General features: G+C 63.1%; 12 protein-coding genes and 1 pseudogene. 4 read left to right on the plus strand and 9 right to left on the minus strand.

What is annotated here, in order from left to right; genetic code table 11:
* Window positions 1–524, minus strand: a pseudogene (locus NKJ32_RS24240) (IS4 family transposase); the annotation flags it as partial.
* A gap of 249 nt (window positions 525–773) precedes the next feature.
* The gene (locus NKJ32_RS24245; RefSeq protein ID WP_352590073.1) at window positions 774–1,124 is read right to left on the minus strand and encodes an ArsC family reductase; all 351 of its coding nucleotides are present in this window, start codon (window positions 1,122–1,124) and stop codon (window positions 774–776) included.
* A 169-nt stretch (window positions 1,125–1,293) separates the two neighbouring features.
* On the opposite strand from NKJ32_RS24245, the gene NKJ32_RS24250 reads away from it, so the two are divergent.
* Both NKJ32_RS24250 and NKJ32_RS24255 read left to right on the plus strand, forming a co-directional pair.
* The gene (locus NKJ32_RS24250) at window positions 1,294–1,644 is read left to right on the plus strand and encodes an ArsR/SmtB family transcription factor (protein WP_352590076.1); all 351 of its coding nucleotides are present in this window, start codon (window positions 1,294–1,296) and stop codon (window positions 1,642–1,644) included.
* Window positions 1,641–2,126 (plus strand): SRPBCC family protein, encoded by a 486-nt coding sequence (locus tag NKJ32_RS24255; RefSeq protein ID WP_502897426.1) that lies wholly within the window; start codon window positions 1,641–1,643, stop codon window positions 2,124–2,126. The genes NKJ32_RS24250 and NKJ32_RS24255 overlap by 4 nt, the downstream gene beginning before the upstream one ends.
* Window positions 2,127–2,250: 124 nt before the next feature.
* On the opposite strand, the gene NKJ32_RS24260 is transcribed toward NKJ32_RS24255, so the two are convergent.
* From NKJ32_RS24260 to NKJ32_RS24290, 7 genes are all read right to left on the minus strand, one after another.
* On the minus strand, window positions 2,251–3,678 hold the full coding sequence (locus NKJ32_RS24260) for an aldehyde dehydrogenase family protein (protein WP_352590079.1): 1,428 nt from the start codon (window positions 3,676–3,678) through the stop codon (window positions 2,251–2,253).
* A gap of 34 nt (window positions 3,679–3,712) precedes the next feature.
* Window positions 3,713–4,798: an ABC transporter ATP-binding protein gene (locus NKJ32_RS24265; protein ID WP_352590082.1), complete on the minus strand. Its 1,086-nt coding sequence runs from the start codon at window positions 4,796–4,798 to the stop codon at window positions 3,713–3,715.
* Window positions 4,788–5,396 (minus strand): cupin domain-containing protein, encoded by a 609-nt coding sequence (locus NKJ32_RS24270; protein ID WP_352590085.1) that lies wholly within the window; start codon window positions 5,394–5,396, stop codon window positions 4,788–4,790. The genes NKJ32_RS24265 and NKJ32_RS24270 overlap by 11 nt, the downstream gene beginning before the upstream one ends.
* A 205-nt stretch (window positions 5,397–5,601) precedes the next feature.
* On the minus strand, window positions 5,602–6,672 hold the full coding sequence (locus tag NKJ32_RS24275) for an ABC transporter substrate-binding protein (RefSeq protein ID WP_352590088.1): 1,071 nt from the start codon (window positions 6,670–6,672) through the stop codon (window positions 5,602–5,604).
* Complete coding sequence (locus tag NKJ32_RS24280; RefSeq protein ID WP_352590091.1) at window positions 6,657–7,535, minus strand: ABC transporter permease; 879 nt, start codon at window positions 7,533–7,535, stop codon at window positions 6,657–6,659. Before NKJ32_RS24280 ends, NKJ32_RS24275 begins: the two co-directional genes overlap by 16 nt.
* Complete coding sequence (locus NKJ32_RS24285; RefSeq protein ID WP_352590094.1) at window positions 7,532–8,419, minus strand: ABC transporter permease; 888 nt, start codon at window positions 8,417–8,419, stop codon at window positions 7,532–7,534. Before NKJ32_RS24285 ends, NKJ32_RS24280 begins: the two co-directional genes overlap by 4 nt.
* A gap of 84 nt (window positions 8,420–8,503) precedes the next feature.
* Complete coding sequence (locus tag NKJ32_RS24290; RefSeq protein ID WP_352829092.1) at window positions 8,504–9,787, minus strand: NAD(P)/FAD-dependent oxidoreductase; 1,284 nt, start codon at window positions 9,785–9,787, stop codon at window positions 8,504–8,506.
* 225 nt (window positions 9,788–10,012) lie between these two features.
* Between NKJ32_RS24290 and NKJ32_RS24295 the strand changes: the two genes are divergently transcribed.
* Both NKJ32_RS24295 and NKJ32_RS24300 read left to right on the plus strand, forming a co-directional pair.
* Window positions 10,013–11,170, plus strand: a complete 1,158-nt coding sequence (locus NKJ32_RS24295; protein ID WP_352621196.1) for a fumarylacetoacetate hydrolase family protein — start codon at window positions 10,013–10,015, stop codon at window positions 11,168–11,170.
* 77 nt (window positions 11,171–11,247) lie between these two features.
* On the plus strand, window positions 11,248–12,042 hold the full coding sequence (locus NKJ32_RS24300; protein WP_352621194.1) for an SDR family oxidoreductase: 795 nt from the start codon (window positions 11,248–11,250) through the stop codon (window positions 12,040–12,042).
* Window positions 12,043–12,099: the final 57 nt, after the last annotated feature.

Consider the following 12,099-nt stretch of genomic DNA (forward strand, 5'->3'; position numbering starts at 1 on the left):
AGAATGTGGAAGCCGGGTTCGGGTACAAGCGCCCACTTGCTGTAGATGTCGCTCTCGCGGTCGCTCACCTCGGTCACCAGTGCAGCCGACTTCAACACCGGCTTGGCCGCCGCGGCCGTGCTCAACCAGCGCTCGGACTCCTTGTCGCACAGAGGCCGCTTGGCATGAGCAACCTCCACACGCCCCTCGCGCGTCCACACCCGGCCCGCCACCAGCCCCAGAACGCCGCCCGTCTCGGCATCGATGCCCAGCATCGCGTGCAGCAACACGCCACGGCCGCCGCCCTTGCCAATCTCGCCAAGGCCACGCCGATACTCCGGCGTCGTCGCGAAATTGATCTCACTGGTGTCCTGGATCGCCAGCACATGACGACCGGCGCTAGCCTCAGCCGTCGCAGCGCCCCAACCTTCAATCAGCCTGTCCGTCGTCACCCGAGCGTTCGCCAGGAACCGACAAAAGCCCACGATCCCGCTACGGGCTCCTCCAGCCAAGCGGCGCAGGCACACGCTCTCGCGCGACACCATCCGCTCCAGAAGCTGGACCCCCTTTTTTCGAGCCGTTCGTCACCGAACGACCCCAACAATCCCATAGATGACACCGCGACGCCTCCCTCAGTACGTCGCCTACAGAATCACACACCAACCCGACGCCGCAACTCACAGAGGAGTCATCGACGCAACGAAAAGATGTGTGCATCCCCTAGCCACTTCGTGGGGGCGAGGAACCCAAGCTGGAACGAAGCCGCGAAACCTCGCCGTCCCGCTGCACCGGGTTCAACCACCCATCGCCTGCTGATAAATGTCCGGCTTGAAGCCAACCAGTATGCGATCGCCAAGTTCCAGCACCGGACGCTTGATCATCGTCGGTTTGGCCAGCATCAGCGCCTTGGCCTTGTTCTCGTCCAAGCCCAGTCTGTCCTCCTCCGACAGTTCACGGTACGTTGTGCTCGCCTTGTTGAGCAGGATTTCCCAGCCGACCTTGCCTGACCAGCCGTTCAGCCGATCCGCGTCAAGGCCGTCTGCCCTGTAGTCGTGAAAGCGATAGGCAACATCGTGGCTCGCCAGCCAGGAACGCGCCTTCTTGACCGTATCGCAATTGGTGATGCCGTACATGGTGATCGTCAAAACGCGTCCTCGGACCGGTCGAATCTGACGGCACCCTAAAACCGCGCCTCTCACTTTTCCAGCGGCCTCGCCGGGCTCCGCGATTTCCGCGCTTGCCAATGGTAAGGAATTTTCCTAACCATTTCCCGAGCTAATTTTCTCACGAAATAGCCGAGGCAAGGAAACGACCATGACGAGCCTGCAGACCGAAAGCCCCCCGCCGATCGACGGCATTTTCCGCGCGCTCGCCGATCCGACCCGGCGACGCGTGGTCGAGCGACTGAACCGAAGCCCCGCCTCGGTCAGCGAGCTTGCCCAGCCGTTCGAGATGGCCCTGCCATCCTTCATCGAGCACCTCAGGGTTCTGGAAGGCTACGGGCTGGTGCATTCGGAAAAGGCCGGCCGCGTCAGGACCTACCGGCTCGCGCCGGAGCCGTTGAAGCTCGCGGAAAACTGGCTGGCCGAGCAGCGTGCGCTGTGGGAGCGCCGTCTCGACCAGTTCGACGACTACGTACTGAAACTCAAGGAGACAGACAGATGAATATGGTGCCGTTGTTCCAACCCGATCCGAAGCTCGACCTCGTGCTCGAACGGACGATCGAGGCGCCGCGAGAACTGCTGTGGATGGCCCTGACGAGACCCGACCATGTCCGCCAATGGTTCACGCCGAAGCCGTGGATCATCACCGATTGCGAGATCGATCTGCGGCCCGGCGGTCTGTTCCGGACCCGCATGCAGTCGCCCGACGGCAAGGAGGTCAACGATAGGCGTTGCTGCTACCTCGAGATCGTCCAGGACGAGCGGCTGGTGTGGACCGATGCGCTGCTGCCAGGCTACCGGCCGTCAGGCGACCCATTCATCACAGCCGTCATAGCGCTGCAATCGCATGGCGAGACGACGCGCTACACCGCCACCGCCATCCACCGCGACGAAGCCACGCGCAACAGCCACGAGGAGATGGGCTTCTACGACGGCTGGGGCACGGTGGCGGATCAGTTGGCCGGCTATCTCAAGACGATCTGAGGCGACCTGCTTCGCACTCACATTGCGGCCACGGAGCCGTCGTGGCCGTTCAACCGAACGCCGATGCCGAGGCACCAACGCTCGCAACAAACTTGACGGTTAGCGTAATGCCAATGTTGAACGCTCAGGCGCCGTAGCCGATGATGCCCTTGATCTCGAGGAAATCGTGGATGGCCCAGTCGGCATATTCGCGGCCGTTGCCGGACTGCTTGTAGCCGCCGAAGGGCGCAAACGTATCCCATTCCGGATAGTTGATCGACACCTGCCCGGCACGCAGGCGGCTGGCAATCTTGCGGGCGTGGTCGATATCCCCGGACTGCACATAGGCAGCCAGGCCATAGACGGTGTCGTTGGCGATCTTCACCGCATCATCATCGTCATCGTAGGAGATGACCGACAGGACCGGCCCGAAAATCTCCTCCTTCTCGATGGTCATGCCAGGCCTGACGTGGCCGAAAACGGTCGGTCGCACATAATAGCCACGGTTGAGGTGTTCCGGCCGGCCGGGGCCGCCGGTGACCAGCGTCGCACCCTCGGCGATACCTGCCTCGATCAACCGCTGGATCTTGTCGAACTGGACGTTGCTGACCACCGGCCCGAGCTTGGTCTCCTCCGAGCGCGGGTCGCCGACCTTGTGCCATTCGGCGGCCTTCCTGGCGATCGTCAGCGCCTCGTCGTGACGGGCGGCCGGTACCAGCAAGCGGGTCGGCGCATCGCAGGACTGGCCGCTATTGCCGAAGCAGGCGTTGACACCCTTGCGCACCGCCGTCTCGAAGTCAGCGTCGGGCAGCACGATGTTGGCCGATTTGCCGCCCAGCTCCTGCGCGACGCGCTTGACGGTCTCGGCCGCCGTCTTGGCGACGATGATGCCGGCCCGGGTCGACCCGGTGAACGAGACCATGTCGACGTCGAGATGGCCAGCCATGACCTGGCCGACATCCGGACCAGTGCCATTCACCATATTGTAGACGCCCTTCGGCGTGCCGGCGGCGTCCATCACCTCGGAAAAGATGATGCCGCTGATCGGCGCGATTTCGGAAGGCTTTAAAATGACCGTGCAGCCGGCGGCGATCGCCGGCGCCACCTTGCAGACGATCTGGTTGAGCGGCCAGTTCCACGGCGTAATCAGCGCGCAGACGCCGATCGGTTCTTTGACCACCATGGTGGTGCCGCGCTTCTCGCTGAATTCGTAATCCTCAAGCGCCTTGATGGTGGCTTCCATATGCGCCCTGCCCGCCCAGGCCTGCGCCTCGCGCGCCCACCTGATCGGCGCGCCCATTTCCTGGCTGACCGCCTGGGCGATGTCCTCGTAGCGCTCATTGTAGACTTCGAGGATACGCTTCAGCAGCTTCAGGCGCTCGGCCTTGCTGGTTTGCGAGAAGGCCGGGAATGCCGCCTTGGCTGCCGCCACGGCCTTGTCGACATCGGCTTTCGAGCCGACCGAGATTTTGGTGTAGGCCTCTTCGGTGGACGGATCGATCACATCCAGCGTTGCCGCAACCACGGGGCCGACCCATTTGCCGCCGATGAAAAAATTGAGATGATTGCTCATGGGCCGTGCTCCGGTTTTCTAAAAATGAGTGAGACTAGCTAGGTAGCATAGGGCAGTTGGCGCCGCGCCGCAGGCTGATATGCGCCACGTCGCCGACGCTGAATTGAAAACCCTCCGCCCGGCGTGGCGCGTCGATCACCACCTGTGTCCCCTGCCCCAGCTCTGCATGAAGGCGCAAGGTGCGGCCGTGAAAGACGATGCTGTTCACCCGCACCGGTGCGGTACCGGCCGCGGCCTCGGTCGTGGCCAAAATATCCTCCGGACGCACGCCGATGGTGCGCACAGTGCCCTCGCCAGGCAGCTCGCCTTTATCCGAAATCGCTTCCAGCGGCAGGACGCCGGCAGTGAACAGCAGGCGCTCGCCGTCACGGCCGACAAAGCGCGACTGCAGAAGGTTCATGGTACCGATGAAGCTGGCGACGAATTTGGTGGCGGGCCGGTCGTAAAGAGTTGCCGGCGGCGCAATCTGCTCTATGCGGCCCTTGTTCATGACGACAATGCGGTCTGAGATCGACAGCGCCTCGGTCTGGTCGTGCGTGACCATGACGAAAGTGGTGCCAAGCCGCGACTGCAGCCGCTTCAGTTCGACCTGCATCTGCTCGCGCAGATGCGCGTCGAGCGCCGATAGCGGCTCGTCGAGCAGCAGCACACGCGGCTCGCAGACGATGGCGCGGGCAAGCGCGACGCGCTGGCGTTGGCCACCCGACAATTCGGACACGCGGGCGCCGAGCTTCTCGGCAAGGCCGACCATGTCGAGCGCTGCGCCGACGCGCTTTGCCTGTTCGGCACCGGAGAGCTTGCGCAGCGACAGGCCGAAGCCGACATTTTCGGCAACGTTCATGTGTGGGAACAGCGCGTAGTCCTGGAACACGGTATTGACGGGACGGCCGAAGGGCCTGAGTGCCGTGATGTCACCGCCTTCGAGCAGAACCCTGCCACTCGACGGGCTCTCGAAGCCGGCGATGACCCGCAGGCTGGTGGTCTTGCCGCAGCCGGACGGCCCGAGCAAGGTCAGGAACTCGCCGCGGGCAATGTCGAGATCGACAGACTCGAGCCCGACGATGCCGCCGGGGAATATCTTGGAGACCTTGTCCAGCCGGACGAGAGGATCAGGCGCCATCGCGAACCTCGGACGGCTTGGTGGTGTTGACCCACAGGATCTGGCAGCGCTCGCTGCCCGGATTGCGGAAGGCGTGCAGCAAGGTGCTCTTGAAGGCGAAGCTGTCACCGGCCTTCAGCCCGTATCTGGTCGAATCGACCACCAGCTCGACCTCGCCGGACAGGACGAAGCCGAATTCATGGCCGGCATGGGCATAGGCTTCCGCGGTGCCGCCGCCGGCTTCCACGGTCACCAGCATGCCGGTCAGCGTGGCGGCCGGCGGCGACAGCAGCGCCTTGGCGGTGCCTTCCGACTTGACCGGGATCTGACGCCGGCTGTTGGCGCGCACACAATAAAGATCGTTGCCGACATCATTGCCGTCGGCGATCAGGGCCGACGGCTCTATATCGAGGGCGGCGGCAAGCGGCCAGATCACGCGGACCCGCAATGACGACATGCCGCGCTCGATCTGGCTTAGCGCACCTATCGAGACACCGGCTTTGGCGGCAAGTTCGGCCAGCGAGAGATTGCGCTCCAGCCTGAGCGCCCGCACGCGCCGGCCGACCCTGACGTCGGCGTCGTCCTTCGGCTTCTCAGCCGCTTCGTCCAGCATGTCCATTCGTTCGTCCTTGTTACAGTATTTTTGGCCGGCGCCGCGCGGTCTTCCCTTCTCCCCCTTGTGGGAGAAGGTGGCCGAGCGAAGCTCGGTCGGATGAGGGGTGTTCCAGAAAACACCAACGCCTCATTCCTTCCAACACCCCTCAACCGTCTTGGCGCTCCGCGCCAATCCACCTTCTCCCACAAGGGGAGAAGGAAGAGCGAACTCAGCCGCCTGCCTTGACCTTCTCGAACATCTTGGCGAGTTCGTCATTCTGTTTCATCGGCCCGGTGAAGATCGTGGTCTTCAGCATCACCTCGGGATCGGAAGGCAGCTGCAGTTTCTCCAACTCCTCCTTTGGCACGGCGGCGAAAGCCGAGCTGGTCGAGCTGCCATAGCCGTAGGCCTGGATCAGATACTTTCCGGAATCCGTTTCCAGCCGGCTGTTGATGAAGTCATAAGCAAGATCGACGTTCTTGGCGTCCTTGAGCATGACGAAACCGCAAGCCCAGGTCAGCATGCCTTCCTTCGGCTTCATGAACTCTACAGGCACGCCCTGCTTCTTCAGCGAGGTTGCCGAGGCGTTCCAGGTCATGGCCGCGACCAGCTGGCCGCTCGCCAGTGCCTGTTCGACCGAGGTCATGTCGGTGGTGTAGTTCGAGAGCAGCGGGCGCTGCTCGCGCAGTTTTTCCGCCACCTTGTCCATCTGTTCCGGTGTCATGTCGAACGGATTGACGCCTGCCAGAAGGGCCGCCACCACCGGTGTGTCGTGGACGGCATCGATGGTCGCCATGCGCCCGGCATATTGCTTGTCCCAGAGCAGGTTCCAGCTGGCTTCGGGGTTCTTCACCAGATCGGTGCGGTAGAGGATCGAGGTATTGCCCCAGTCCCACGGCACCATCCAGACCTTGCCGTCGCCGGCCTGCAGGTCGGGCAGGTTCTTGAAGACGGGGAAGATCGAATCCCAGTTCTTGATGCGCTTGGTGTCGATCGGCTGCAGCAGGCCTTCCTTGTTCCAGCGCGCCACCTTGTCATAGCAAGGGTGCGCGACATCGGGGCGGAAGCCGGCCTTGACCTTGGTGAAGGCGTCATCGTCGTCGCCGAACATCGCGGCTTCGACGCCATCTGGGTGCGCGGCGAGGAAGCTCTTGTTGAAGTCGGGCAGTTCATAGCCCGACCAGGTGAAATATTGCAGCTTGTCGCCGGCAAAGGCGACAGTCGATGCAAGCGCCAGCGCGAAGGCGGCCAGTCCGGTTTTCGCTGTCTTTGCCGTTATCGATTTCAGGTCGAATGCCATTGCAGTTCTCCTCTTTCGGTTTCTTCTGGTTTTGACAGGCTGGCGGGCGCTGGCCGCCGGGTGGCGGCAAGCCCGCGATGGCGCAGGATTTCGGCGAGTGCGGCGATGACGAACGACACTGCCAGGATCGCCGTGCCGAGCGCCATGACGGTCGGCAGCGATTTCGGGAAGCGCAGCTGGCTCCAGATATAAAGCGGCAGCGTCGGCTCGGTGCCGGCAAGGAAGAAGGCGACGATGAACTCGTCGAACGAGGTCAGGAAGGCCAGCATGAACGCCGAAATAATGGCGGGCAGGCTGAGCGGCAGCATCACCCGTCTGAAGGTCGTCCAGTCAGAGGCGCCGAGGTCGAGCGCTGCCTCGCGGATGGTCTTCGGGATGGCGGCGAAGCGGCTGCGCATGACCACCACCGTCGTCGGCAGCGCCACCAATACATGGCCGAGCACAATGGCAATGCGCGACGGCCCGAAACCGGCGAGATTGACCAGGATCAACAGCGAGATGCCGACGATGACGCCGGGGATCAGGATCGGCAGCCGCGCAATGGCACTGATCGTGGCGGCCAGCGGCGAGCGGCCGTAAAGGTCCATATAGGACACGGTAATGCCGCAGAGTGTTGCGCCAGTGGCGGCAATGGCGCCGATGACGAGGCTGGTGGCAAGCGCACCGGACAGCGCCGAATTGCCGACCAGCGTGCCGTACCATTCCAGCGTGAAGCCTTGCAGCGGAAATGCCGCCTGGATCGAATTGTTGAAGGAAAACAGCGGGATCAGCAGTATCGGCAGATACAGGAACACCAGATAGGCAAGGACATAGACACCCAGCCAGCCGCCGCCCTGCCTTGCATCGATACGCGCCGTGTTCATGTGCGGCTGCCGTATCGGCGGTCGGCGAAGCGCACCACCAGCACCACGGCGAGAATGACCAGCATGACGGCGACGGCGAGTGCGGCGCCGAACGGCCAGTCATTGGCCTTGCCGAACTCGGCCTGGATCAGCGTGCCGATCATTGTACTGGCAGGGCCGCCGACCAGCGCCGGCGTCACATAATCGCCGACGGTCGGCACGAAGACGACGAGAGCAGCCGCCAGCACGCCCGGCATCGAATTGGGCAGCACGATGCGGCGGAAGCTGGTGAATGGTTTTGCGCCGAGATCGGAAGCGGCCTCGAGCAGCGATTTCGGGATGGTGTCCAGCGCCACATAGATGGGCAGGATAGCGAACGGCGCATAAGCGTGGGCGAGCGTGACGACGACCGCTGCCGGCGTATTCAAGAACGCCAATGTCGGCTCCGACCAGATGCCGCTTTCGATCAGCGCCGAGTTCAGCACGCCATTATAGGCAAGCACGATCTTCCAGGCGAAGACGCGCAGCAGATAGCTGGTCCAGAACGGCAGGGTCAGCAGGAACAGCAGCAGCCCGCGCCGCTGCCCGGCATGGAAAGCCAGATAGTAGGCAACGGGATAGGCGGTGACTACGGTTGCCAGCGTCACCAGGCCGGCGATGCCCAGCGAGCGCAGCGTCACCGTCCAGTACAGCGGATCGGTGGCCACAGTGACGAAATTCGCAAGGGTGAAACCAGCCCCCAGCAGCGAGCCGTCATTGCCGCGAAAGGCGAGAAAGAACACCAGGCCGAGGGCGAAAAGGATCAGCAAGAAGGTGACCAACCCGCCGGGCAGCAGCATGGCGAAGCGAAAACCCGGCGAAGACCGGGTTTCCGGCAGCGGCTGCGTTGCGGCGATGGTCGACATCGACTACCCATCATAATTTGAAATCGACTAAACTTTTTTCATATTCGTGAAGCTGTCAAGCTGTTTCACGCTTGGGCATGAACGTCAGCGTTCGAAGGCGTCCAGCATCCGGTACCAGGCGATCGTCGCGGCAACGCCGACCTGCCGAAACGCATGAAACGGGAATGGCCGGATCGGCGAGACCGGGAACGGCAATTGCCTGGTGTCGCCGCTCGACAGGTAGGAGGCGATGCGCTCGCCAAGCGCGGTCATCAGGCCGATGCCGCGGCCCTGGCAACCGACGACCGCCAGCAGGCCCTTCTCTGGCTCGTGGATATGCGGGAGATGGTCCGGCGTCATTGCCACCCGGCCGAACCACCGCTTTTCAATGGCAATGTCTGACAGCGCCGGATAAAGCCGCAGCAGCGCGCGTTCCAGATGCGCCCAGTCGGCCGGGCCGTTCGGGAAAGCCATGCGGCCGCGCCCGCCGAGCACCAGCCGGCCGTCGGCACTCTTGCGATAATAGACGAGGATGCGGCGCGAATCCGACACCGCCTGCCCTTCCGGCAGGATCGCCGCCGCGAGATTGGACGATAGCGGCGCTGTCGCGATCTGGAAGGAATGCAGCGGCACGATCGTCTCGGCGAGGCCGGGGAGCAGGCCGCCGGTATAGGCGTTGGTCGCCAGAACGACCGCCTTGGCCTGGAGTTCGGCGCCGCTTTCCGTAGAAACGTGCCAAAAGCCAGCATTCTTGCTGATCTGCATCACGTTCTGGCGCTCGGCGATCTTTACGCCCGCCGCTGCAGCGACGCGCGCCAGTTCCGACGTGTAGGCGAGCGGATCGATGACACCGGCGCGGCGATCGAGCCAGCCGCCGAGATAGCCTTGCGCGCCGGTCATCGTCGCGATCTCCGTCCTGCTCAGCAGCCGGACATCGGCGCCGCGGGCGCGCCACTGCCGATCCCGGTTCGCCGCCGCTTTCAGCGCGGTCTCGGTATGCGCGGCCTGGATCCAGCCATCGCGGACGAACGGCACCGCCAGTCTTTCGTCGCGGATCAATTCGAAGACGGTGTCAGCGGTCGAGGCGGCAAAGTTGACGAGCGCTTCGCCGCGTTCGAGACCAAAATGCTCCAGCAGCCAGTCCGGATCGTATTTCAGGCCGGGAATGACCTGACCGCCGTTCAGGCCGGATGCGCCATTGCCAATTTCGCCGGCCTCCAGCACCTGGACGGCAAGGCCGAGCCGGGCAGCGTGCAAGGCCGTTGACAGACCCAGAATGCCGCCGCCGACGATAACGACATCGACGCATTGGCCGGCTGGAAAAAGCGACTGGAACGCGGTGGCTGTCCGCGGCTTCTGCCAGATTGGATCGGAAAACCGTAAGTGCAAGCGTCACCTGAAGATTTCAGTAGGTGAAAACCCTAGCGACGGTTTCATTATTTTGAAAGAGCGTTTTCCGTCGCCGTTGGCGCACGTCAGGCTCGATCAAGGTCCAGCGATGCGAAGACCGCTTGAAAGAATTGACAAAGCTCGCCCTGCAAGCGGGATAGACCTTTGGCGGGAATTTGTTGAAAGTGCCGCGGCCGAAGGACAAGACAACAGGAAATGTAAGCCATGACGAACGCCACACATTTGCCCGCCGAAGGCCTCTTCGTGGGCCGCGCCCGGGCGAGCGATGCTTCCCATCCGCTGGTGGTCACGGTGCGTGACGGCACGGTCTTCGACATCACGTCAAATGTGGCGCCGACCGTGCGCGACGTTTGCGAATTGCCGGATCCGGCGGGGCACGTCCGCTCGGCCAAGGGGCGGCCGATCGGCCCGCTCGATGCCATTGCCGCTAACAGTTTCGAGACAGCGCGCGATCCGGGGAAACCGTATCTGCTGTCCCCCGTCGACCTGCAGGCGATCAAGGCATCTGGCGTCACCTTTGTCGTCAGCCTGCTCGAACGGGTGATCGAGGAGCAGGCGCGCGGTTCGGCGGAAAAGGCCGACGCCATTCGCGCCGACATCGCCGGGCTGATCGGCCACGATCTGTCGAAGCTCAAGCCCGGCTCGCCGGAAGCGATGGAGATCAAGGCCAAGCTGATAGCGCGCGGCGCCTGGTCGCAATATCTGGAAGTCGGCATCGGCCCCGATGCCGAGATCTTCACCAAATGCCAGCCGATGGCCTCGGTCGGCTTCGGCGCCGATGTCGGCCTGCATCCGGTTTCGACATGGAATAATCCGGAGCCGGAGATCGCCATGATTGCCGCCGGCAGCGGCAGGATTGTCGGGGCGACGATCGGCAACGACGTCAATCTGCGCGACGTCGAGGGGCGCTCGGCGCTGCTGCTCGGCAAAGCCAAGGACAATAACGCTTCGGCAGCACTTGGCCCCTTTATCCGGCTGTTCGATGAGACATTTTCCATTGGCGACGTGAAGCAGGCGATCGTACGCCTGAAAGTCGAAGGCGAGGATGGGTTCTCGCTGGAGGGCGCCAGTTCGATGGCCGAGATCAGCCGCTCGCCGGAAGAGTTGGTCGCCGCCGCCATGGGGCCACATCACCAATACCCGGACGGGCTGGCGCTCTATCTCGGCACCATGTTCGTGCCGTCGAAGGATCGCGGCGAAACAGGCAAGGGCTTTACCCACAAGGTCGGCGACATCGTCACCATCTCGTCGGAGAAATTCGGCGCCTTGGTCAACCGCGTGCGGCTGTCGCCCGACTGCCCACACTGGACCTACGGCGCCAGCCATCTGATGCGTGACCTCGCAAGGGCCGACCTCATCTAGTCCCCCACCCTACATCCGATATATTCTAGAATTCTCTGATTGGAAATTACCTGCTCGTCGGCATTCGGGAGAGTCCATTGATCGTCGCTCTTGAGGGCAAGACCCTTGTCGTTACCGGCGGAACGCAAGGACTTGGTGAGACCATCGTCCGGCTGGCCTCAGCCGACGGCGGCGAAGGGATCGCCATTGTCGGCCGCAATGCCGAGCGTGGCAGACGCATCGCCGAAGAGCTTTCACGACCAAGCCGGCCCGTCGTCTTCATCCAGGCCGACCTTGGAGATCCGGCCGCGCCTGCAGCTGTCATGGCGGAAGCGATCAAAAGACTCGGCCGCATCGATTGTCTGGTGAACGCCGCGGCCCTCACCGACCGGGCCTCTCTGGAAACTGGCACAATCGACGACTGGGACAGGTTGTTTTCCGTCAATGCGCGCGCGCCGTTTTTCCTCATGCAGGGGGCCGTAGCCGACATGAAGACACGGCGGGCGGCGGGCGCCATCGTCAACATACTGTCGGTGAATGCGCATTGCGGTGCGCCGGACCTTGCCATCTATTCCGCAACCAAGGGCGCGCTTTCGACGCTGACCAGAAACATTGCCAACGCACATCTTTCCGATCGCATCCGCGTCAACGGCATCAACATGGGCTGGGTAGCGACGCCGGCCGAACAAGAGATGCAGGCGCGCACGCTGGGCAAGGGCGAAAACTGGGCAAAGATTGCCGCCGCCGGCCTGCCGCTTGGTCGATTGCTGACCATGGACGAAGTCGCCCAGCTAACGCTGTTCCTGCTCAGCGACGCCTCCGGGCTGATGACCGGGACGCTTATCGACCTAGAGCAATACGTGCTCGGCGCGCCGCCGCGCGGGATTGCATGACGGTCACAAGGCCGATCGTCGGCCGCCTGGAAAATATCAGCCAAACTGATGCAATCT

Origin of the sequence: Mesorhizobium sp. M0159 (assembly GCF_040322295.1) — a bacterium.
Lineage (GTDB): Bacteria > Pseudomonadota > Alphaproteobacteria > Rhizobiales > Rhizobiaceae > Mesorhizobium.